At 61.4% G+C, this 23,800-nt stretch carries 17 protein-coding genes and 1 tRNA gene; 3 read left to right on the plus strand and 15 right to left on the minus strand.

The features are described 5' to 3' along the window. The 4 genes from tuf to rpsL all read right to left on the minus strand — a co-directional run. Positions 1-1,157: elongation factor Tu (gene tuf, locus AC0IPL_RS11585; protein ID WP_474274663.1), on the minus strand; the 1,157-nt coding region annotated here is incomplete at its 3' end. Positions 1,158-1,220: 63 nt separating this feature from the next. Continuing rightward, the gene (gene fusA, locus AC0IPL_RS11590; protein ID WP_474274665.1) at positions 1,221-3,341 is read right to left on the minus strand and encodes an elongation factor G; all 2,121 of its coding nucleotides are present in this window, start codon (positions 3,339-3,341) and stop codon (positions 1,221-1,223) included. 18 nt (positions 3,342-3,359) lie between these two features. Next, entirely contained in the window at positions 3,360-3,830 is a 471-nt protein-coding gene (gene rpsG, locus AC0IPL_RS11595) for a 30S ribosomal protein S7 (protein ID WP_039134851.1), read from the minus strand. Positions 3,831-3,845: 15 nt separating this feature from the next. Next, the gene (rpsL, locus tag AC0IPL_RS11600; RefSeq protein WP_019298617.1) at positions 3,846-4,217 is read right to left on the minus strand and encodes a 30S ribosomal protein S12; all 372 of its coding nucleotides are present in this window, start codon (positions 4,215-4,217) and stop codon (positions 3,846-3,848) included. Between the two features lie 371 nt (positions 4,218-4,588). Here rpsL and AC0IPL_RS11605 point away from each other — a divergent pair, with 371 nt between their 5' ends. Beyond that, positions 4,589-5,395 (plus strand): putative rhamnosyl transferase, encoded by an 807-nt coding sequence (locus tag AC0IPL_RS11605; protein WP_474274667.1) that lies wholly within the window; start codon positions 4,589-4,591, stop codon positions 5,393-5,395. On the opposite strand, the gene AC0IPL_RS11610 is transcribed toward AC0IPL_RS11605, so the two are convergent. From AC0IPL_RS11610 to rplK, 8 genes are all read right to left on the minus strand, one after another. Further along, positions 5,392-6,267 (minus strand): DMT family transporter, encoded by an 876-nt coding sequence (locus tag AC0IPL_RS11610; RefSeq protein ID WP_474274669.1) that lies wholly within the window; start codon positions 6,265-6,267, stop codon positions 5,392-5,394. The two genes, AC0IPL_RS11605 and AC0IPL_RS11610, sit on opposite strands and share 4 nt — an antisense overlap. A gap of 184 nt (positions 6,268-6,451) precedes the next feature. Beyond that, on the minus strand, positions 6,452-10,696 hold the full coding sequence (gene rpoC / locus AC0IPL_RS11615; RefSeq protein ID WP_474274671.1) for a DNA-directed RNA polymerase subunit beta': 4,245 nt from the start codon (positions 10,694-10,696) through the stop codon (positions 6,452-6,454). 52 nt (positions 10,697-10,748) lie between these two features. After that, positions 10,749-14,882 (minus strand): DNA-directed RNA polymerase subunit beta, encoded by a 4,134-nt coding sequence (gene rpoB, locus AC0IPL_RS11620; RefSeq protein ID WP_474274673.1) that lies wholly within the window; start codon positions 14,880-14,882, stop codon positions 10,749-10,751. Positions 14,883-15,129: 247 nt separating this feature from the next. Beyond that, the gene (gene rplL, locus AC0IPL_RS11625) at positions 15,130-15,504 is read right to left on the minus strand and encodes a 50S ribosomal protein L7/L12 (protein WP_008204003.1); all 375 of its coding nucleotides are present in this window, start codon (positions 15,502-15,504) and stop codon (positions 15,130-15,132) included. An 80-nt stretch (positions 15,505-15,584) separates the two neighbouring features. Then, positions 15,585-16,103, minus strand: a complete 519-nt coding sequence (gene rplJ / locus AC0IPL_RS11630) for a 50S ribosomal protein L10 (protein ID WP_264212166.1) — start codon at positions 16,101-16,103, stop codon at positions 15,585-15,587. Between the two features lie 307 nt (positions 16,104-16,410). Then, positions 16,411-17,670: a glycosyltransferase gene (locus AC0IPL_RS11635; RefSeq protein WP_474274675.1), complete on the minus strand. Its 1,260-nt coding sequence runs from the start codon at positions 17,668-17,670 to the stop codon at positions 16,411-16,413. 119 nt (positions 17,671-17,789) lie between these two features. Next, positions 17,790-18,488 (minus strand): 50S ribosomal protein L1, encoded by a 699-nt coding sequence (gene rplA / locus AC0IPL_RS11640; protein ID WP_474274677.1) that lies wholly within the window; start codon positions 18,486-18,488, stop codon positions 17,790-17,792. Position 18,489: 1 nt separating this feature from the next. Further along, positions 18,490-18,915, minus strand: coding sequence for a 50S ribosomal protein L11 (rplK, locus tag AC0IPL_RS11645; RefSeq protein ID WP_474274679.1), 426 nt, complete (start codon positions 18,913-18,915; stop codon positions 18,490-18,492). A gap of 277 nt (positions 18,916-19,192) precedes the next feature. On the opposite strand from rplK, the gene AC0IPL_RS11650 reads away from it, so the two are divergent. Then, complete coding sequence (locus AC0IPL_RS11650) at positions 19,193-20,266, plus strand: adenylate/guanylate cyclase domain-containing protein (RefSeq protein WP_474274681.1); 1,074 nt, start codon at positions 19,193-19,195, stop codon at positions 20,264-20,266. A gap of 83 nt (positions 20,267-20,349) precedes the next feature. Here the strand turns inward: AC0IPL_RS11650 and nusG are convergent, their stop codons facing one another. Both nusG and secE read right to left on the minus strand, forming a co-directional pair. Then, positions 20,350-20,883: a transcription termination/antitermination protein NusG gene (nusG, locus tag AC0IPL_RS11655; protein WP_260016263.1), complete on the minus strand. Its 534-nt coding sequence runs from the start codon at positions 20,881-20,883 to the stop codon at positions 20,350-20,352. Between the two features lie 213 nt (positions 20,884-21,096). After that, positions 21,097-21,294 (minus strand): preprotein translocase subunit SecE, encoded by a 198-nt coding sequence (gene secE, locus AC0IPL_RS11660; protein ID WP_474274683.1) that lies wholly within the window; start codon positions 21,292-21,294, stop codon positions 21,097-21,099. Positions 21,295-21,500: 206 nt separating this feature from the next. Here secE and AC0IPL_RS11665 point away from each other — a divergent pair, with 206 nt between their 5' ends. Beyond that, positions 21,501-23,663, plus strand: coding sequence for an O-linked N-acetylglucosamine transferase, SPINDLY family protein (locus AC0IPL_RS11665; protein WP_474274685.1), 2,163 nt, complete (start codon positions 21,501-21,503; stop codon positions 23,661-23,663). A 36-nt stretch (positions 23,664-23,699) separates the two neighbouring features. On the opposite strand, the gene AC0IPL_RS11670 is transcribed toward AC0IPL_RS11665, so the two are convergent. Continuing rightward, positions 23,700-23,775: transfer RNA gene (locus tag AC0IPL_RS11670), tRNA-Trp, on the minus strand. Positions 23,776-23,800 lie beyond the last annotated feature (25 nt).

Consider the following 23,800-nt stretch of genomic DNA (forward strand, 5'->3'; position numbering starts at 1 on the left):
ACGACGCCCGCGCCAACGGTGCGGCCGCCTTCGCGGATGGCGAAACGCAGACCGTCTTCCATCGCGATCGGCGCGATCAGTTCAACTTCGAACTTCAGGTTGTCGCCCGGCATCACCATCTCGGTGCCTTCCGGCAGGGTCACGGTGCCGGTCACGTCGGTGGTGCGGAAGTAGAACTGCGGACGGTAGTTCGCAAAGAACGGCGTGTGACGGCCGCCTTCTTCCTTGGTCAGGATGTAGGCTTCGGCTTCGAACTTGGTGTGCGGAGTCACCGAACCCGGCTTACACAGAACCTGGCCACGCTCAACCGACTCACGGTCGATGCCGCGCAGCAGGGCGCCGATGTTGTCGCCTGCTTCACCACGGTCCAGCAGTTTGCGGAACATTTCCACACCGGTACAGGTGGTGGTGGTGGTGTCTTTGATGCCAACGATTTCAATGCTGTCGCCAACATTGATCACGCCACGCTCGACACGGCCGGTCACAACGGTGCCGCGGCCAGAGATCGAGAACACGTCTTCGATCGGCATCAGGAACGGCTGGTCAACCGCGCGCTCGGGGGTCGGGATGTACTCATCCACGGCCGCCATCAGCTCTTTGATCTTGTTTTCGCCGATTTCCGGGTCACGGCCTTCCATCGCCGCCAGCGCGGAGCCTGCGATGATCGGAATGTCGTCGCCCGGGAAGTCGTAGGACGACAGCAGCTCGCGGATTTCCATTTCCACCAGCTCCAGCAGCTCTTCGTCGTCGACCTGGTCAACCTTGTTCATGAAGACAACCAGGGCCGGAACGCCAACCTGACGCGCCAGCAGGATGTGCTCGCGGGTCTGGGGCATCGGGCCGTCGGCGGCGTTCACAACCAGGATCGCGCCGTCCATCTGCGCCGCACCGGTGATCATGTTCTTCACATAGTCAGCGTGGCCGGGGCAGTCGACGTGGGCGTAGTGACGCGCTTCGGTCTCATATTCCACGTGGGCGGTGGAGATGGTGATGCCGCGGGCTTTTTCTTCCGGTGCGCCGTCGATCTGGTCGTAGGCTTTGAAGTCACCGAAGTACTTGGTGATCGCTGCGGTCAGCGTGGTCTTGCCGTGGTCAACGTGGCCGACGGTGCCGATGTTGACGTGCGGTTTATTACGTTCAAACTTTTCCTTAGCCATGATGGCCTCCTTTTGTTTCGAGAGGAGCCCGCGGATGCCGCGAACCCCTCAATCACTTGTCGCTTACGCGAATTTCGCCTGGATCTCTTCCGAGATGTTCTGCGGCACCGGATCGTAGTGATCGAACTGCATGGTGAACTGGGCACGGCCCGAGCTCATCGAACGCAGGGTGTTGATGTAGCCGAACATGTTCGCCAGCGGCACAAACGCGTCGATCGCGATTGCGTTGCCGCGGTTCTCCTGGCCGGACACCTGGCCACGACGCGAGGTCAGATCGCCAATGATACCACCGGTGTATTCTTCCGGGGTGATCACTTCGACTTTCATCACCGGCTCCAGCAGCTTGGCGCCCGCTTTCTTCATGCCTTCGCGCATGCCCATGCGGGCCGCGATTTCAAAGGCCAGAACCGAGGAGTCAACGTCGTGGAACTTACCGTCGATCAGCGCAACCTTGAAGTCGATCACCGGGAAGCCTGCCAGCGGACCGGAATCCATGACCGACTGGATGCCCTTTTCGACGCCCGGGATGTATTCCTTGGGCACCGCACCGCCGACGATACGGGATTCGAAGGAGTAGCCTTCGCCCGGCTCGGTGGGGGTGATGATCAGCTTCACCTCAGCAAACTGGCCCGAACCACCCGACTGTTTCTTGTGGGTGTAGGTGTGCTCGACCTCTTTGGAGATGGTCTCGCGGTAGGCCACCTGCGGCGCACCGATGTTCGCCTCAACCTTGAATTCGCGCTTCAGACGGTCAACCAGGATGTCCAGGTGAAGTTCGCCCATGCCCTTCATGATGGTCTGACCCGATTCCAGGTCGGTTTCCACACGGAAGGAGGGGTCTTCAGCGGCCAGACGGGCCAGACCCTGGGACATTTTCTCCTGGTCGGCCTTGGTCTTGGGCTCAACCGCGATTTCGATCACCGGATCCGGGAAGGTCATGGTTTCCAGCACAACCGGGTCGTTGACCGCGCAAAGCGTGTCACCGGTGGTGGTGTCTTTCAGACCTGCCAGCGCGATGATGTCGCCCGCGAACGCTTCCGTGATTTCCTCACGGTTGTTCGAGTGCATCATCATCATCCGGCCAACGCGCTCTTTACGACCTTTGGTCGAGTTCAGCAGCGTGTCACCCTTGTTCAGCACACCGGAGTAGATCCGGGTGAAGGTCAGCGAGCCGACAAAGGGGTCGTTCATGATTTTGAACGCCAGACCGGAGAACGCCATGTCATCATCCGCGCGGCGGGCAATGTCACGGGTCTCGGTTTCGTCACCGGGTTTGAAGCCCATGTAATCGACAACGTCCAGCGGGCTGGGCAGATAGTCGATGACGGCGTTCAGCAGCGGCTGCACGCCTTTGTTCTTGAAGGCCGAGCCACCCAAAACCGGAACGAAGGACAGCGACAGGCACCCTTTGCGAAGCAGCGAGCGCAGCGTCGCGACGTCGGGCTCAGCGCCGTCCATCAGGTAGTTTTCCATCGCGTCGTCGTCCATTTCGACGGCCGCTTCGATCATCTTGGCACGCCATTCGTCAGCCATGTCTTTCAGGCTGTCGCGGATCGGTGCCTTGATCCAGCTTGCACCAAGGTCTTCACCCTGCCACAGCCATTCTTCCATGGTGACCAGGTCGATCAGGCCTTCCAGCTCGTTTTCTGCACCAATCGGAATACCGACGGGAACAGCGCGCGCGCCGGTGCGGTCTTCGATCATTGCAACGCAGTTGAAGAAGTCTGCGCCGATCTTGTCCATCTTGTTGACGAACACCATGCGCGGAACCTTGTAGCGGTCAGCCTGACGCCACACGGTTTCGGTCTGGGGTTCAACACCAGCGTTGGCGTCCAGCACACAGACGGCACCGTCGAGAACCGCCAGCGAGCGTTCAACTTCGATGGTGAAGTCAACGTGGCCGGGGGTGTCGATGATGTTCAGGCGGTGCTTTTCGGAATCGGGCGTCTGGCCGTCTTCGGTGCGTTCCCAGAAGGTGGTGGTCGCAGCCGAGGTGATGGTGATGCCGCGTTCCTGTTCCTGCTCCATCCAGTCCATGGTGGCTGCACCGTCGTGCACCTCACCGATGTTGTGGGATTTGCCAGTGTAAAACAGGATACGCTCCGAGCAGGTGGTCTTACCTGCATCGATGTGCGCCATGATACCGAAGTTACGGTAACGTTCGAGCGGATAATCGCGTGCCATAGGTATGGGCCCCCTAGCTTACCAGCGGTAATGGCTGAAGGCTTTGTTCGCCTCGGCCATCTTGTGGGTGTCTTCGCGCTTCTTGACCGCGGTACCACGGGATTGGACGGCGTCCAGCAGCTCGCCGGCAAGGCGCTCTTCCATGGTGTTCTCATTGCGGCCGCGCGCGGCGGTGATCAGCCAGCGGATCGCCAGCGCTTCACGGCGCTCGGGGCGAACTTCAACCGGCACCTGATAGGTCGCACCACCAACACGGCGGGAGCGGACCTCAACGGAGGGTTTCACGTTGTCCAGCGCTTCGTGGAACACTTCCACGGGGGCGCGCTTGATCTTGGCTTCAACGCGATCAAAGGCGTTGTACACGATACGCTCTGCGACCGATTTCTTGCCATCGATCATCAGGTTGTTCATGAATTTGGTCAGAACGCGGTCGCCGAACTTGGCGTCGGGCAGGACTTCGCGTTTTTCTGCGGCGTGACGACGGGACATCTCGCTCTCTCCTTCTTACTTAGGACGCTTCGCGCCGTATTTCGAGCGGCGCTGCTTACGGTCTTTGACGCCCTGGGTATCCAGAACACCGCGCAGGATGTGGTAACGGACACCCGGAAGGTCTTTCACCCGGCCGCCGCGGATCAGGACCACGGAGTGCTCCTGAAGGTTGTGGCTTTCACCGGGGATGTAGGAGATCACTTCGTAACCGTTGGTCAGGCGAACCTTCGCAACTTTCCGCATAGCGGAGTTCGGTTTCTTCGGTGTGGTGGTGTACACGCGGGTGCAGACGCCGCGTTTCTGCGGGCACTGCTCGAGGTGCTGGGACTTCGAAACTTTGCGTTTCGGCTGACGCGGCTTGCGGATCAGCTGCTGGATCGTTGGCATTCAGGTATTCCCCGTTTCGCAACATGTCATGCACGCCGGCGCGTGCGGGTTATTCTGTTGCACTTATGCGTCCACAAGCGCAAAAACCGCAATCGCTCCCATTCCGAGGTGAGACGACGCGGTGTGTTTACAGAGGAACCAGGGGATAAAAGTGCCCGGTTCTTGAGCCACTGCAATTTTGAATTCGGCTGTTGGAGATGCACTCCGGGTGCCGGATATGCGGGCGTATATGGGGAGTCGCGCAGCTTGTCAACAGCAGGTGGCGCGGCACCGCGCAACAGCCGGGTCAGGTGGGGGCCAGCACGGTTGCCAGCGTCGGGCCGCACCGGCATAGTCGCGGCGGCAGTCTTTGACAAGAAATGGATTTCAAGATGCAGGTCATCGGATTGTGCCGGTTTTCCTACCCGGCCCTGGGCGGGTTTCAGGTGGTGCATGAAACCACCGAGGAGCGCATCGCCTATCTCTATGCCGACGCCCGCATGGAGGAACGGTTTCGCCTGTTCGAGACGGTCACCCTACCCTGCCTGCGCCGCCAGAGCGATCCGGAATTTGACATGCTGCTGGTGATCGGTGACAGCCTGCCCAAGCAACACCGCGACCGTCTGCACGATCTGACAGCCGACCTGCCGCAGGTTCGGATCCATGCGGAACCGCCGCGACGGCACCGCGAGGTGATGAAAGATCTGCTGAATGCGGCGCGGCGGGACCGGGATCAGGCCTGCCTGCAATTTCGCCTGGACGACGACGACGCGGTGGCGACGGAATTTGTGGAACGGCTGCGCGACACCGCCAAGGACTGCGCGACGCTGCTTGAGAAAACACCGATGGCGGCGATTGATTTCAACCGCGGCTATATCGCCGAATTTGGCGCCGAGGGTATCCGCGCCGCCGCGACCATCAGCCCCTATGCAACGGCCGCGCTGGGAATGTATGCGGCGGGCGGCACCCGCCGGACGATCATGAACTTTGCCCACCACCGCATCCACCATCACATGCCGACGATCACGTTCAGCGACGTGCCGATGTGGGTGCGCAGCCACAATGGTTACAACGATTCACGCCAAAGCGGCGCCAAACCGGTCGAGGTCGCCCCGCTGTCCGCCAAGGAAGAACAGGAGTTCGCCACCATATTCGGCATTCGCAACGACCACGTGCGCGCCGCCTTTGGCGCGACCTAGACCACGCGCCGACGCGCCCTGCGTCGATCCCGGTAGAGCGTGAACACCCCTGCCCCCGCAACGATGGCCGCGCCGACCAGCGTCAGCCCGTCCGGCCATTCGCCAAACACCGCCCAACCGAGCAGCAGCGCCCACAGCAGACCGCTGTAGCGCAAAGGTGCGATCACCGCGATTTCACCGACCCGCATGGTCATCACCGAAAACAGATAGCCGCCAAAAATGAACACGGCCGCGCCCATCAGCGCCAGCAGCTGGCCGCTGCTGACCGGCTGCCACGCCACCGTGAGCGAGCTGACTGCCCCAAAGGCCAGCACCGCCAGCGAGGCACAGAAGGTCACGGTCATCGAGGGCACCTCCGGCGGCATCCGGCGGGTCACCAGATCCCGTCCGGTGACAAAGACCACCGCCGCCAGCGCAAACAGCGCACCGTCGCTGAACCCCGTCGGGCCGGGCCGCACGATCAGCAGCATGCCGCAAAACCCCACCGCGATCGCCGCCAGTCGCCGCCAGCCTACCGGCTCCTGGAAAATCAGCGCCGCGCCGAGAGTGACCGACAGCGGCAGGACCTGAAGCACCGCCGTGATATTGGCAATCGGCATCCGCATCAGCGCGGTCAGGAACAGATAGGTCGCACCGACCTCGCACAGGCAGCGCAGCCCGATCATCGACCAGGCCCGTCGCGATAGATCCATCCGCAGGCTGCCAAGGCGCCGCGCCAGCAGGTAGATCAGAAAGCTGGCTGCAAGACCGCGAATGGTCAGGATCTGTGGCAGCGGCAGGGCGCCGCCCACCAGCTTGACCAACGTGTCGTTGAAGGTGAAGGCGGCCATGCTGCCGCACATCAGCAGCGCGCCGGTCTGGTTGGCGGTCATGTCTGACGAACTGTCATGGCGGCGTTCCCTGCTGGCCCGGCTTGCGCGTCGCGCGGCGCGCGGCGCGCCATCAAAGGCCGCCCGCGCACAGGATGCAAGAGAACCGCCAATTTTCTGCGACCGCAAGAAAAAAGCCCCCGCATGATGCCATGCGGGGGCTTTTCAAACTTGTGTCAGGCGCGGATCAATCGCGGCTTTCCGGTGTCTCCACCAGATTGTCCAGATCACCGCCGTCCATCGCGTCGTCGTCCATCACCGGCGCAGCCAGGGCTGCGGCGGCTTCGGCTTCCTCGCGACGGGCCTCCAGCACCACGTTGTCGCGACCCTGGGCAATGCTACGCACAGCCTGGGTTGCGCCACCGGTCCCGGCCGGGATCAGACGACCCACAATCACGTTCTCCTTGAGACCGACCAGCTTGTCCTTCTTGCCCTGCACCGAGGCTTCGGTGAGAACACGGGTGGTCTCCTGGAAGGAGGCCGCCGAGATGAACGAACGGGTCTGCAGCGACGCCTTGGTGATGCCGAGCAGGATCGGTTCGCCCTGCGCCGGACGCTTGCCACGGGCCAGCGCTTTCTCGTTGGCGGCGTCGAACTCCTGCTTGTCGACATGTTCACCCTTGAGCAGGGTGGTGTCGCCGGAGTCGGAGATCTCCCACTTTTGCAGCATCTGGCGAACGATCACCTCGATGTGCTTGTCGTTGATCTTCACACCTTGCAGGCGATAGACGTCCTGAACCTCGTCGATCATGTAGTTCGCCAGTGCCTCGACACCCATGATGGACAGGATGTCATGCGGAGCCGGGTTGCCGTCCATGATGTAGTCACCCTTCTGGACGAAGTCACCTTCCTGAACAGGAATGTGCTTGCCCTTGGGCACCATGTATTCGACGGGCTCCAGCGAGTCATCCGACGGCTCGATCGAGATGCGACGCTTGTTCTTGTAGTCGCGGCCAAAGCGCACGTAACCATCGATTTCTGCGATGATCGCGTGATCCTTGGGGCGACGAGCCTCGAACAGTTCCGCAACCCGCGGCAGACCACCGGTAATGTCCTTGGTCTTGGCGCCTTCACGCGGGATCCGCGCGACAACGTCACCCGCCAGGATCTGCTGGCCGTCTTCGACCGACAGGATGGCATCGACGGACATCGGATAGGTCAGCGGGTTGCCCGCATCGTTGCGCACAGGCTCGCCCGCGCTGTCGACCAGGATGATTTCCGGCTTGAGATCCGAGCCCTTGGGCGCCGCACGCCAGTCGATCACGATCTTCTGGGTCATGCCGGTGGCTTCGTCGGTCTCGTCGCGAACGGCGAGGCCCGACACCAGGTCGACATATTTCGCGGTACCCGGCTTCTCTGCGATGATCGGCAGAGTGTAGGGATCCCACTCGAACAGCTTGTCGCCGCGGGCAATCGTCTGGCCTTCCTTGACGAACAGCTTGGAGCCGTAGCCAAGCTTGTGGCTGGCACGTTCCTCGCCGTGTTCGTCCTGGATGATCAGCTTCATGTTCCGGCCAACAACCAGAGTCTCGCCGTTGGCGTTTTCCAGGGTCTGCGGCATCTCGAAGACGATCTTGCCTTCCTGAGACGCTTCCTGGAACGACTGCTGGCCACCCTGCGCAACGCCGCCGATGTGGAAGGTCCGCATCGTCAGCTGGGTGCCGGGTTCACCAATCGACTGGGCCGCGATGATGCCGACAGCTTCGCCTTCGTTCACCTGCGTACCACGGGCCAGGTCACGGCCGTAGCACATGGCGCAGACGCCCTCTTCGCTTTCACAGGTCAGCGGGCTGCGGATGCGGGTCGACTGAACGCCCGCTTCCTCAACCGCGTCGGCCATGCGTTCGTCGATCAGCTGACCAGCAGCAATGATGACTTCCTCAGTGCCGGGGCGCAGGATGTCATCTGCCGCCACTCGACCCAGCAGACGCTCACCCAAGGTTGCCACAACTTCACCATCGTTGACCGCGGCCTCAGCAGTGATCGCACGCTCAGTGCCACAGTCGTGCTCGCGCACGATGCAGTCCTGTGCGACGTCCACCAGACGGCGGGTCAGGTAACCCGAGTTCGCCGTCTTAAGCGCGGTATCCGACAGACCCTTACGGGCACCGTGGGTGGAGTTGAAGTACTCCAGAACGGTCAGGCCTTCTTTAAAGTTCGAGATGATCGGGGTCTCGATGATGTCGCCGTTCGGCTTGGCCATCAGGCCGCGCATGCCGCCCAGCTGCTTCATCTGCGTGACCGAGCCACGCGCACCGGAGTGGGCCATCATGTAGACCGAGTTCGGCTCCATCACGGCGCCGTTCTCGTCCCGCTTGTCAGCGGAGATGGTGCCCATCATCGCTTCCGTGACCTTGTCGTTACACTTGGACCAGGCATCCACAACTTTGTTGTACTTTTCGCCCTGGGTGATCAGGCCGTCCATGTACTGCTGTTCAAAGTCCTTCACCTGATCGCGGGTTTCATCCACCAGCGTCCATTTGGAGTCCGGGATCACCATGTCGTCCTTGCCGAACGAAATGCCGGCCTTGAACGCTTCGCGGAAACCCATGGTCATGATCTGGTCACAGAAGATGACCGATTCCTTCTGACCGCAATAGCGGTAGACGGTATCGATGACCTGCTGCACTTCTTTCTTCCGCAGCAGACGGTTGACCAGTTCGAACGGCGCTTTGGCGTTCTTGGGCAGCAGCGCGCCCAGACGGACACGGCCCGGCGTGGTCTCGAAGCGCTTCAGCACCTCGTTGCCTTCTTCGTCGATCTGGGTGATGCGCGCGGTGATCTTGGTGTGCAGATGCACTTCGCCGGCGTCCAGCGCGTGCTGAACCTCGTCGATGGTGCCAAAGATCTTGCCTTCACCCGGCATGCCCTCGCGCTCCAGGGTCACATAGTAGAGACCCAGGATCATATCCTGCGAAGGAACGATGATCGGCGCGCCGTTGGCCGGCGACAGAACGTTGTTCGTGGACATCATCAGGACGCGCGCTTCCAGCTGGGCCTCAAGGCTCAAGGGCACGTGCACGGCCATCTGGTCGCCGTCGAAGTCCGCGTTGAACGCCGAGCAGACCAGCGGGTGCAGCTGAATTGCCTTGCCTTCGATCAGCGTGGGTTCAAAGGCCTGGATGCCGAGACGGTGCAGCGTCGGTGCGCGGTTCAGCATCACCGGGTGTTCGCGGATCACCTCGTCCAGGATGTCCCAGACCTCGGGACGCTCTTTCTCGACCAGCTTCTTCGCCTGTTTCACGGTGGAGGACAGACCTTTGGCCTCCAGTCGCGAATAGATGAAGGGCTTGAAGAGTTCGAGCGCCATCTTCTTGGGCAGGCCGCACTGGTGCAGCTTCAGTTCCGGGCCGGTCACAATGACCGAACGACCGGAGAAGTCGACGCGCTTACCCAGAAGGTTCTGACGGAAGCGGCCCTGCTTGCCTTTCAGCATGTCGGACAGCGACTTCAGCGGGCGTTTGTTGGCACCGGTGATGACGCGGCCACGGCGGCCGTTGTCGAACAGCGCGTCTACGGATTCCTGCAGCATCCGCTTTTCGTTGCGGACGATGATGTCCGGCGCGCGCAGTTCGATCAGGCGCTTCAGACGGTTGTTCCGGTTGATCACACGGCGGTACAGGTCGTTCAGGTCGGAGGTCGCAAAGCGGCCACCGTCCAGCGGTACCAGCGGGCGTAGTTCCGGCGGGATGACCGGGATTACGGTCATGATCATCCATTCCGGACGGTTGCCCGATTCCAGGAAGGATTCCACGACTTTCAGACGCTTGATGATCTTCTTGGGCTTCAGTTCGCCGGTTGCTTCGGCCAGTTCGGCACGCAGCGTTTCGGCTTCCGACTCAAGGTCGATCTGGGACAGCATGTCACGGATGGCTTCGGCGCCGATGTTGGCGGTGAAGGCGTCCATGCCATAGGCATCCTGGGCGTCCATGTACTCTTCTTCGGTCATCATCTGACCGTAGGAGAGGTCCGTCAGGCCTGGCTCGATGACGACGTAGTTCTCGAAGTACAGAACCCGTTCCAGGTCACGCAGGGTCATGTCCAGCATCAGGCCGATGCGGGACGGCAGCGACTTCAGGAACCAGATGTGGGCAACGGGTGCGGCCAGTTCGATGTGGCCCATGCGCTCGCGGCGCACTTTCTGCAGGGTGACCTCGACGCCGCATTTTTCGCAGACGACGCCGCGGTATTTCATCCGCTTATATTTGCCGCACAGGCATTCGTAGTCCTTGATCGGGCCGAAGATGCGCGCGCAGAACAGGCCGTCACGCTCGGGCTTGAACGTGCGGTAGTTGATGGTCTCGGGCTTTTTGATTTCGCCATAGGACCAAGACAGGATCCGTTCCGGCGACGCCAGGGAGACTTTGATTTCATCAAAGACCTTGGGCGGCGTCAGCGGGTTGAACGGGTTGTTGGTGATTTCCTGGTTCATTTTGATACCTCAAATTCGTGCGGAAGGGAGGAGAGGGTAAGGGCCGCAGCCCTTACTCTTCTTCCGCATCCAGGAGTTCCATGTTCAGGCCGAGACCGCGGACTTCCTTGACGAGAACGTTGAAGCTCTCGGGAACGCCCGCCTCGAAGTTGTCTTCGCCCTTGACGATCGATTCATAGACCTTGGTCCGGCCTGCAACGTCATCCGACTTGACGGTGAGCATCTCCTGCAGGGTGTAGGCAGCGCCATAGGCTTCCAGCGCCCAGACTTCCATCTCACCAAAGCGCTGACCACCGAACTGTGCCTTACCACCCAGCGGCTGCTGGGTAACGAGGGAGTACGGACCGGTCGAACGCGCGTGGATCTTGTCGTCGACCAGGTGATGCAGTTTCAGCAGGTACTTGATGCCGACGGTCACGGGCCGCGCGAACTGCTCACCAGTACGGCCGTCGAACAGGATCGACTGACCGGACTTGTCAAAGCCCGCACGCACCAGCGCGTCGTTCACGTCGTCTTCCTTGGCGCCATCAAAGACCGGAGTCGCAATCGGCACACCGCGGGTCACATTGCCTGCGGCTTCGACCAGTGCGTCCTCGGACATGTTGGCGATGCCTTCGTCGTAGACATCATCGCCATAGGCCAGATGCATCGCTTCGCGCACCGGGGTCAGGTCGCCGGAGCGGCGATATTCCTGAAGCGCCTCGTCCACCTTGATGCCCAGACCGCGTGCGGCCCAGCCCATGTGGGTCTCCAGGATCTGACCGACGTTCATACGCGACGGAACACCCAGCGGGTTCAGACAGAAATCGACCGGGGTCCCATCGGCGAGGAACGGCATGTCCTCCATTGGCACCACTTTCGAGATCACACCCTTGTTGCCGTGACGACCGGCCATCTTGTCGCCCGGCTGAAGCTTGCGCTTCACCGCGATGAAGACTTTGACCATCTTCATCACACCCGGCGGCAGGTCGTCGCCGCGACGGACCTTCTCGACCTTGTCCTCGAAACGGGCATCCAGGGCGCGCTTCTGCGCCTCGTACTGCTCGTTCAGGGCTTCGACAACCTGTGCGTCCTGCTCGTCTTCCAGCGCCAGCATCCACCATTGACCACGGGACAGCGTGTCCAGCAGCTCTTCGGTGATTTCGGTGCCGGCACGGACGCCTTTCGGACCTTTGACGGCCACTTTGCCCAGGATCATGCCGCGCAGACGGGCATAGATGTTGCGGTCCAGGATCGCCAGCTCGTCGTCCCGGTCACGGGCCAGACGTTCGACTTCCTCACGCTCGATCTGCAGCGCACGCTCGTCTTTTTCCACACCATGCCGGTTAAAGACGCGCACTTCCACGACGGTGCCGTAGTCGCCCGGCTTCACGCGCAGCGAGGTGTCGCGCACGTCGGAAGCCTTCTCGCCAAAGATGGCGCGCAGCAGCTTCTCTTCCGGGGTCATCGGGCTTTCACCCTTGGGCGTGATCTTGCCGACCAGAATGTCGCCAGGCTCCACATCGGCACCGATGTAGACGATGCCCGCCTCGTCGAGGTTGCGCAGGGCTTCCTCGCCGACGTTGGGGATGTCGCGGGTGATCTCTTCCGGGCCCAGCTTGGTGTCACGGGCGGCGACTTCGAATTCCTCGATGTGGACCGAGGTGAAGACGTCGTCACGCGCGATGCGCTCGGAGATCAGGATGGAGTCTTCGTAGTTGTAACCGTTCCACGGCATGAACGCGACGACCACGTTTTTACCCAGCGCCAGTTCACCCATGTCGGTCGACGGACCGTCCGCGATCACTTCGCCCTTGGTCACGGTGTCGCCCACCTTGACCAGAGGTTTCTGGTTGATGGTGGTGTTCTGGTTGGAACGCTGGAATTTGCGCAGACGGTAGATGTCCACGCCCGCATCGCCCAGCTCCAGATCCTCGGTGGCACGGATCACGATCCGCTGTGCATCGACCTGGTCGATGATACCAGCCCGCTTGGCCTGGATCGCCGCGCCGGAGTCGATCGCGACCTTTTCCTCGATGCCGGTGCCGACCAGCGGTGCCTCGGCCCGCAGCAGCGGAACCGCCTGACGTTGCATGTTCGAGCCCATCAGAGCGCGGTTGGCGTCGTCGTTTTCCAGGAACGGAATCAGCGAGGCCGCAACGGACACCAGCTGTTTCGGGCTGACGTCGATGAGGTCAACGCTTTCATTCGGGGCCAGCGTGTAGTCACCCGACTGACGGGTGGACACGAGGTCATTCACAAAGCGGTTGTTCTCGTCGAGGTTGGCGTTCGCCTGCGCCACGGTGTGACGCATTTCCTCAGTCGCGGACATATAGTGGACCTCATCGGTCACCTGTCCGTTGTTGACGACACGGTAGGGCGTTTCGATGAAACCGTATTTGTTCACGCGGGCAAAGGTCGCCAGCGAGTTGATCAGACCGATGTTCGGGCCTTCCGGCGTTTCAATCGGGCACATCCGTCCATAGTGGGTCGGGTGAACGTCGCGGACCTCAAAGCCCGCGCGCTCACGCGTCAGACCGCCAGGACCAAGCGCCGAGAGGCGGCGTTTGTGGGTGACTTCCGACAGCGGGTTGGTCTGGTCCATGAACTGCGACAGCTGCGAGGAGCCGAAGAATTCACGCACAGCAGCCGCAGCCGGTTTTGCATTGATCAGATCCTGCGGCATCACCGTGTCGATCTCGACGGAGGACATGCGCTCCTTGATCGCACGCTCCATGCGCAGCAGTCCGACGCGGTACTGGTTTTCCATCAGTTCGCCAACAGAGCGCACACGACGGTTGCCCAAGTGGTCGATGTCGTCGATGTCACCGCGGCCATCACGCAGGTCAACCAGCGCCTTGATACAGGCGACGATGTCCTCCTTGCGCAGGGTGCGCTGGGTGTCTTCGGCGTCCAGTGCCAGGCGCATGTTCATCTTGACACGGCCAACCGCAGACAGGTCGTAACGCTCGGAATCGAAGAACAGCGTGTCGAACAGCGCCGAGGCCGCCTCGACGGTGGGCGGCTCGCCCGGACGCATAACGCGGTAGATGTCCATCAGCGCGGTGTCGCGGGACATGTTCTTGTCCTGCGCCATGGTGTTGCGCATGTAGGGGCCCACGTTGACGTTGTCGATGTCCAGAACCGGAATGTCGGTAATGCCCGCGTCCAGCAGCTCTTTCAGGGAGCCGCCGATCAGCTCGCCGTCCTTGTCGTATTCCAGGGTCAGCTCATCACCGGCTTCGACGTAGATCGCGCCGTTTTCTTCGTTGATGATGTCCTTGGAGACATATTTGCCGACAATATGTTCGAAGGGCACCAGCAACTCGGTGATGTTGCCTTCCTCGATCATCTTCTTGACGGCGCGCGGAGTGACCTTCTTGCCGGCTTCGCAGATGATCTCGCCGGTGGCGGCATCAACCAGGTCGTAGGTCGGGCGGGTGCCGCGCACACGCTCGGGGAAGAAGGGGGTGACCCAGCCGCGGGATTTCTCCAGCTTGAAGTGCACGGTGTTGTAATAGGCATCCATGATGCCTTCCTGGTCCAGGCCCAGGGCATACAGCAGCGTGGTGACAGGCAGCTTGCGGCGACGGTCGATCCGGGCAAAGACGATGTCTTTGGCGTCGAATTCAAAATCCAGCCAGGAGCCGCGGTACGGGATGATGCGGCAGGCAAACAGCAACTTGCCCGAAGAATGGGTCTTGCCCTTGTCGTGATCGAAGAACACGCCCGGCGAGCGGTGCATCTGGGACACGATCACGCGCTCGGTGCCGTTGACGACAAAGGTTCCGTTCGGGGTCATCAGGGGCATATCGCCCATGAAGACGTCTTGCTCCTTGATGTCCTTCACCGACTTGGCGCCGGTGTCTTCGTCCACATCAAAGACGATCAGACGCAATGTGACCTTCAGTGGCGCCGAATAGGTCATGTCGCGCTGCATGCATTCTTCGACGTCGTACTTCGGCTTTTCGAAGGAATATTTCACGAACTCCAGAACGGAGGTTTCGTTGAAGTCCTTGATCGGGAAAACCGACTGGAAGACTCCCTTGATGCCTTCGCCGTCCAGCGGTTCGGCATCGTCACCGGAGCGCAGGAAGAGATCGTAGGACGATTTCTGCACCTCGATGAGGTTCGGCATATCCAGCACTTCGCGGATCTTGCCGTAATATTTACGTAGACGTTTCTGGCCAAGGAACGATTGAGCCATGTCAGATGTCACCTTTCCGTGTTCTCACCGGTCAAGGATGCCGCCGGGCCCTGGCACCTTGCCCATACGAGACAGCGTGTTCGGATCAATTCATGGCCACCGTCCCGAAGGCAGCCTCCCGATCCTTTGAACCTCGCCTGAAAAAGCGCCCCCGCAAGGGCCCTTTCTAAGACAGGTTCGGCTGGACCCGGAAAACTCCGGGCCCAGCCAAATGTCCGATGCACCTGAAATGCACCAGTTGCAGGGCTTAGGCCAGCTCGACTTCTGCGCCAGCTGCTTCCAGCTTGGCTTTGACGTCTTCTGCTTCGGCTTTGTCCACGCCTTCTTTGATCTTGCCGCCAGCTTCGACCAGTTCCTTGGCTTCTTTCAGACCCAGGCCGGTGATGCCGCGGACTTCCTTGATCACGTTGATCTTGGAAGCGCCGGCGTTCTTCAGAACGACGTCGAATTCGGTCTTTTCTTCTTCGGCTGCGCCACCGGCGTCGCCGCCAGCTGCCATGACAACCGCGCCGCCAGCTGCGGGCTCGATGCCGTACTCATCCTTCAGGATGGTTTTCAGTTCTTGTGCTTCCAGCAGGGTCAGACCCACGATGCTTTCTGCGAGTGCTTTCAGATCAGCCATTGTATCAGCTCTTTCCGTTTACAGTATGTGTGTTCCAACGTGCGGGACATGCCCCACGCCAGTCATTCAGTGCCAACCGCTTACGCAGCTTCCGCCTTCTCTTCGATGGTCGAAAGGATGCTTGCGATGTTGCTTGCAGGTGCGCCAATTGCGCCGGCGATGTTGGAAGCGGGTGCGCCAATGCAGCTTGCGATCTGAGCAATAAGCTCGTCGCGGGACGGCATTTTCGACACGGCTTCGACGCCTGCGCGGTCCAGAGCATTCTCACCCATTGCGCCGCCAAGGATCTCAAACTTCTTGTTTTCCTTGGCGAAATCCTCGGCCACTTTTGCAGCGGACACGGGATCTTCGGAATAGGTCAGAACGGTCATCCCTGTCAGCAGGTCAGACATGCTTTCACACGGCTTACCCTCGAGGGCGATTTTGGCGAGCCTGTTTTTGGCAACACGCACGGAGCTGTTCGCATCGCTTGCACGCGCGCGCAGATCCTGCATCTCGGCAACTGTCAGACCGGCGTAGTGAGCTACCACCACGACGCCAGAGCTTTCGAAGATCTGGCCGAGTTCCTCGACCACTTTCTCTTTCTGGGCTCTATCCACAGTTCTCTCCAAGTTAGGGATGCTTAAGCACCCCGGCTCATGTTTGCCGGCTCCGAAGAACCGGCGTTCAGGTCCGTTTTACGGGATCAGCCAAATCCGCCCGAGGGAATGAAAACCCTCGATCTTCATGGTCTTACCCGTCTCAGGAGGGAAATTAAGGCCCGATCGAAAGGCCACCCACCATCTTGGACGAAATGAAATAAAGCGCACGACGAATCGCACGCTTTATCTCAAGGCCGTAGTTAGTCCCATTTGGCGGGTTTTCCAAGGGCAAAATCACCAGCGGCACAAACCGCCGCACCTCGCGTCAGCCAGGCTGCGGGTCCAGCCGCTGCCTGGCTGACGCGCCACCAAGCACTTGCTGCAGGATCCGGCTGCGGTCAGCAAACACGCTGTCCTGATCGAACCGCTGCCCGTCCCGCCGCGCCGCGCGCTGCAAGGTCAACAAGGCCTCTGGCGCCTGCCGCAGCCTGGCCACCACATCGGCCAAAGCCGCCACCTCGCCGGTCGGAACAAATTTGCCGCCGCCGAAACCTTCGGTCAACTCCCGCGGGTAGGCGCCGTCATAGCCGACGATCGGCGTCCCGGACATCAACGCTTCTATCAGGCAGCGCGGGCTTTCGGGCGTCTTGTGGCAAAACAGGAACAGATGCGCCTGTCGCAAGGCGGCAACCACCGCCGCCCGGTCCGCAACAAACCCCATCAGCGTCACCGCGTCCGAAAGACCCGCCTGCGCCACGTCGCGCCGCATCTCCTCCAGCATCGGACCGTCGCCCAGCCAGCTGGCGCGAAACGCCACCCCCGCCGCTTGCAACTGCGTCAACACCTGTAGCCAGTCCTTTGGCCCCTTCATGGCATCCGCGCGCCCGGCGTAGATGATCTGCAATGGCCCCTCTGTTGTCGCACGCTGCTTTTCCCCAAAGCCGCGGTCAGAGATTTGCAGACTGCGGTCCAGCAGGATGTCGTGCACGACCTGCGGGTTCTGGCAAAACGGCGCGTAGGTCTCATAAGTCTCGCGTCCATGGAACAACCCAACGGTGGCGCGGCGCACAACTGCCTTTTCCAACACCCACATCGGCCCGGCGGTCAGCCGTTTGCGCAGGCGGGTCTTCAGCGGACCGGTTGCGGCCGTCAGCCGCGTCACCGCGCTTTCGACCCGGTCCGTCCAGACCGCAAACGGACGCCCCTTGCGGTGCGCGGCGAAACAGGCAACCGCCCCCCAATCGCCGAACAAACCGCCAATCGCAAAGGACAGGAAATCCGCCTCGTCGATCAGCGCGGTGATCGTCCTGCGCGTGGCCGCATAGCAACGCGCAAAACGCAGCGGCGTATAGGCACAGGGCAAGGGGTGCAACGCCACCCGCTCAAGGCTGCCGGGATCATAGGCGCTCCAGCCGACCGGTGGCGCGGCGTCTATGACCGGCATCATCGCCGCAACGGTTTCGAAATTATCCGCCCACAGCCGCAGCCCCACCCGCGCCTGATCTTCCAGAAACAACTGGCCACCCGAACGGTACAACGGCACCGGGGCATAGATCAGCAGTCTCTCTGTCGCGGCGTGTCTCACTATCGACCTGCAAGTGGCTTGTCTCTGTTGCCAAGATAGACCCTGCGCAGCCCCACAAGTCCATGAAAAAAGGCGCCCCCAAAGGGACGCCTTCATAATTCCTGACGCTTGTCTCGCGCTTATTCGCTGACGGCGTTGTCAACATCAACCGTGACGCCCGGACCCATGGTCGAGGACAGATTGATCTTGTTCATGTAGGAGCCTTTTGCGCCCGACGGCTTGGCCTTGGCCACGGCCGACACGAAGGCACGGACGTTTTCGACCAGCTTGGCTTCGTCAAAGGAGGCTTTGCCGATACCTGCATGTACGACACCGCCCTTTTCGGCCTTGAACTGGACTTCGCCGCCCTTGGCTGCTTCCACGGCCGCTTTCACGTCCATGGTCACGGTGCCAACCTTGGGGTTCGGCATCAGGTTGCGCGGGCCCAGAACTTTGCCCAGACGACCGACGACGGGCATCATGTCCGGGGTCGCGATGCAGCGATCGAATTCGATGGTGCCGCCCTGGATGGTTTCCATCAGGTCTTCGGCGCCGACGATGTCTGCACCGGCTTCCTTGGCTTCGTCCGCCTTGGCGCCGCGGGCAAACACGGCAACGCGCATGTCTTTGCCGGTGCCGTTGGGCAGGCCGATCACGCCGCGGACCATCTGGTCTGCGTGGCGGGTGTCAACGCCCAGGTTCAGAGCGATTTCGATGGTCTCATCGAACTTCGAGGTGGCGTTGGCCTTGACCAGGGCAACAGCTTCTTCGACCGACAGGTTTTCCTTGCCAGCGACTGCTTCGCGCGCGGCGCGGGTACGTTTACCGAGCTTTGCCATCTTACTTCACCTCGATGCCCATGGAGCGGGCGGAGCCCAGGATGATCTGCATTGCCGCTTCGATGTCGTTGGCGTTCAGATCTTTCATCTTGGCTTCGGCGATTTCTTTCACCTGGGCCGCGGTCACGGTGCCGACGGTTTCACGCGACGGGTTGTTCGCGCCGGATTTCACCTTGGCTGCCTTCTTCAGGTAATAAGACGCGGGCGGCGTCTTGATGTCCATGGTGAAGGACTTGTCCTGATAGTAGGTGATCACGGTCGGGCACGGCGCGCCGGGCTCCATGTCTGCGGTCTTGGCGTTGAACGCCTTGCAGAATTCCATGATGTTGATGCCGCGCTGACCCAGGGCCGGGCCGACGGGCGGAGAGGGGTTTGCCTGACCTGCAGGAACCTGCAGCTTCATCGAACCAACAAGCTTCTTAGCCATTTGGTTGTCCTTTCAACGAGGATGAGGCGCGCCCCATCCGGTGCATGTTGCGTGGTTGGATATCAGGATCGCGACCCGTCCATCTCCCACGAGAGAATCTCGCCCGAAGACGATAGAGGGGGCATCTACAGGGGAACGCAAGGGTTGGCAAGTGGGCGGGTGCCGCACCCAAAACAGTTGCCTGACGCCGCCACGCACTTACACCAAGTGTGGTCCAATAGAAATCCTCAGATCGCAGCTGCGCTGATCCGCAGCAGTGACCCAGAGATGCTGCGGGATGGAGACGCCGGTTGAAACAACATCACGGCAGAAATCGGCACAGATGCCCGGACAGACCGCAATGATCCGTCCGCCGCCTGAACTACTGGCGGTCTCTCGGCGCTGGTACGAGATACTTCGAACCAAGAAAGATACGAGCGAGCTGCGGGATTTCTTGTCGACCGCCAATGAGTTGCGGTTCATCGGCACAGGCGATGGGGAATTCTGGAACGGGCGCGCCGTCCGTGATGGCGTCAGCGGTTTTTTCGCGGCAATCCCAGCTCCGGATGTGTTTGACGAACTTGAGGCGGAGGCCTTTGAGAACGGCGAAACCGGCTGGTCGTCCTTTGTTCATAAGATCCGGTTTGTCGGCTTTGATGAGGCCGTCAGTTACAGAACTGTGCTGATCTTCTTGCTGCAAGGCGCCGCCTGGAAAATCGTTAACCGGCATGCTTCTGTTCCGATCTCCAACCTGGAGCTGGTGGGCAATGAGCAGCTGGCAATCCAGAACCTGGTCGATGCCGCCCGAAATGACGGGCCGGCGCTGGTACAAAATGAAGGTTTGGCATCTGTCATATTCACCGACATAGAAGGCAGCACCGCATTGGCCGAAGCTATGGGTGACCAGCGCTGGTCAGTGATGATAAGCGACCACTTTGAAATCCTGGAGCAGATCATTCAGTGCCATGGCGGCCAATTCGTTAAATCCCTGGGGGACGGAACGTTATCGGTCTTTTCATCCGCGAATGACGCGCTTGCGGCCGCCGTCGACATGCAGGCAGCCGTAGCCGCGCTTCCCGACGAACCTCACCTCGGCCTTCGGGTGGGCATTCACACGGGTGATGTCGTGCAGTCCCGTGGTGATTTCTTCGGCACCGTTGTCAACAAAGCGTCGCGCATCGCAGCAGCTGGCACAGCTGGTGACATACTGGTCTCGGACGCAACCCGCGCGATGGTTGGCGCAAAAGCGGCATTCAGCTTTTCACAAATTCATTCCAAGCGGCTGAAAGGACTAAAAGGGCTTCACGTGCTTTATCGCCTTCACAGCTCGCAGACCATGCCACGGACCAATGGACAAACCTCAACCACCTGATCACAAGACACCGTCTCAGCGCAAAAGCAAAAGCGCCGCGGTGCAAATGCAACGCGGCGCCTCAAATTCCACTCCGGGATTAATCACCCCTGCTTGGTCACCTGGGTAAAGTCCAGCTCGACCGGGGTTTCGCGGCCGAAGATCGACACGGTGACCTTGAGCTTCTGGTTGTCCTCGTCGACCTCTTCGACCATGCCGTCGAAATCCTCGAACGGGCCGTCGTTGACTTTGACCTTCTCGCCGATCTCGTAGTGGATCAGGGTGCGCGGTGCTTCGACGCCTTCCTCGACGCGGCCCAGGATGCCCTGAACCTCAGCGTCGCGCATCGGCATCGGGCGGCCCTGCGGGCCCAAGAAGCCGGTGACCCGGTTGATCGAGGAGATCAGGTGGTAGCCGCGGTCAGACATTTCCATGTGGACCAGAACGTAGCCGGGCATGAAACGACGCTCGGTCGAGACCTTCTTGCCGCGGCGGATCTCGATCACCTCCTCAGTGGGGACCAGAACCTCGTCGATTTCATCCTCGAGACCCTGTTCAGCGACCGAGGTGCGGATCTGCTCTGCGATTTTCTTTTCGAAGTTCGAAAGAACGCTGACCGAATACCACCGTTTCGCCATGAACCACCGTCCTTGTTCTGCCGGGCGGGCCATTGCCGCGCCGCTGCCTGTTCATCCGTTGCAGCAAATGCTGCGCTCTCCAACAAAAAGCGGCGTGCAAACCGAATCGCTGCACGCCCGCCTCAATAGTTACGGCTCACCTACCGCCCCACGCCGCCAAGATCAAGTGCCGCGCGGCAGGCGTTGGCGCAGAGCCGACATACTGCTGCCGGCTCAGCCGAACATCCCCAAAAGCCCCTGCAGGCCAGAGCGGATCAAGAGATCGACCAGCGCAAAGAAAACCGCCGTGAGCGCCGCCATGATGAACACCATGACCGTGGTCAGCAGCACCTCGCGCCGGGTCGGCCAAACGACCTTGGACACTTCGGCGCGAACCTGCTGAATAAACTGTACTGGATTGATAGTCGCCATGCTGGGGGGATCTCTCTGCTAGCAGTGTTGGCGATTTAACGCCTGACGGCCGTGAATTCAAGCCCCGTGCAGCAGCCGACCGCATCGCCGTCCGCGCGGTCAATCCAATTTTAATCCACTTGCGCCAAAACAGGCGTAGCCCGACCCGCGCCGGCCCGCCGACGCGCCCGTCGCCACCTCTTGCGTTTTTGATGAGATCGGATGCCATGACACCAGCTTATTCCCTCTCCCAGGCAGAACAATTCGAACGGGACGCCAAGCTTGAAACCGCGGTCCTTGCCTATTCCGGCATCCTGGCCCGCAACCCCAAGAACGCCCGCGCCTCGCAGGCGCTGACCTCGCTGCGTGATCGCCTGCGCGAACAGCGCGAACCCTCAGAGGATACCCGGGCAGAGATGGAGGACATGCTGGCCGCCGGGCACCACTTCGAGGCCGCCGACAGCTGTGGCGCCTTGCTGCGAACCTTTCGCGAATCGCATTTCCTGTGGGATTTTCTGGGGCGCTGCCATCTGGCGGCAGGACATCTGGACAACGCGGCCACTTGCCTGAACAAGGCGATTGGCATTGACCCGCGCGCGGCGGGCAGCCAGGCGGCCATGGGCCGGGTGCATATGGCCCGCGGCCAGACCGACAGTGCCATCCGGCTTTATCAGGACGCGCTGGCGCTGAATCCTGCCTGCCTGCTTGCGCTGCGCAGCCTCGCCGAGGCGCTGACCGCTCAGGGCCGTCCAAGGGAGGCCGCTGCGCATCTGCGCACTGCGGTGGCGCTGACGCCCGACGATGCGGCGCTGCATGTCGAGTTGGCCGGACTGGTGCTGGGGCTTGGAGAGGCAGAGGATGCCAAAGCGCATTACAGCCGCGCCGCGGCGCTCGAGCCGACCCTGACCGACGCGCAGTTCGAGCTGGGGCTTTTGCACATGGCGCAGGGCGAACCGGCCCGTGCCCTGCCCTGTTTCGACCGCATCCTTCAGCTGGCCCCCGCCCATGACCCGGCCCGGACCCAACGCCTGCTGGCGCTAGCGTCCCTGAACGACTGGCGTTGGCTCGATGAATACGACAGCCATCGGCGCCTGCTGGGCCTGCGCGGGGCCGGTTGCGACCCCAGCGCATTGATGCAGATGGAGGACAACCCGGATCTGTTGCGCATCCGGGCCCAGGCCCATGCCAGCAATCACCTACCGTCCCTTCCGCCGCTGGAGCAATCGCGCCCTGCCCAACGGCCCGCGCGGCTGCGGCTGGGCTATTTCTTTGGGGCTTCGGAGGGCCGTCAGGTGCTGCATGGCCATGGCGCCGTCTTGGCCGCGCATGACAAGAGCCGGTTTGAAATTCAACTGGTCGCCCATGGCGGCCCGGTGTCCCAGCCCGTTCGCGACCAGTTCGAACAGCTGGGCCTGACCCTGCATGAAATCGACACCGCGGCGACCGCGCAAATCGCTCGCGCCGCACGCCTGCGGCAGCTGGACATTGCCATCGACCTCAGCGGCGCGGCAGAGGGGGCGCGCGCCCTCTTGTTTGCCGAACGTCTGGCACCGCTGCACATCGCCTGGCCGGGCTACCCCGGCACTTCCGGCACTGCTGCCTTTGACTACCTGATCGGGGATGCGGCGACTTGCCCACCCGGTAGCGAGCGGTACTACAGCGAACACTTGCTGCGCCTGCCCGTCGCTCAGGCCGCGATTGCGCCCAGCCCCCTAGCCGACCGCACCCGACACGCGGAGCTGAGCCGCGCGGATCACGGGCTGCCCGAGACAGGCGTTGTCTTTTGCAATTTTTGCCCGACCGGTCACATCACACCGGATATCTTCGACATCTGGATGCGCCTGCTGACCACCACGCCAGACAGCTGTTTGTGGCTGTTGCAGGCGAACGACCACGCGACCTCCAACCTGCGTCGCGCCGCAGCGACGCGCGGGGTTGATCCCGACAGGCTGGTCTTTGCCCCCATGGCCGATGCAGGCACGCAGACAAACAGGCTGGCCCTGGCGGATCTGTTCCTCGACACGTTTGTGGTGAACGCAGGCGCCGGGGTGCGCGCGGCGCTGGCGGTCGGGCTGCCGGTCCTCACCCTGCCCGGCCAGCAATACGCCGCCCGCACCAGCGCAAGCCTGCTGCAAGCCGCTGATCTGGGTGAATTGATCGCGGCCGATAAAGCCGAGTACGAAACCAAAGCCGCTTTGCTGGCCGCCGACACGGACGCCCGCACTGTGTTGCGGAACAAACTGCTAGGACAGCACGCCAGCGCGCCGCTGTTCGCGCCGACACAGCACTGTCGTCAGCTGGAGGCCGGGTTCGATGCCGTTTTTGCGCGCCACTTGACCGGCCAGCCAGCGGATCACCTGCGCATCGGCACCACAGCAGACACAGCCTGAGAGTGGCTGCTGTGTCGACTATGGCGGCTTGGGAAATGGCAGGGGCAGCAGGGTTCGAACCCGCGACCTACGGTTTTGGAGACCGTCGCTCTACCAACTGAGCTATACCCCTGTGGTGCGGCATGTCCTACGGCAGC

The sequence above is a fragment of the Leisingera sp. SA32 genome (assembly GCF_056033425.1).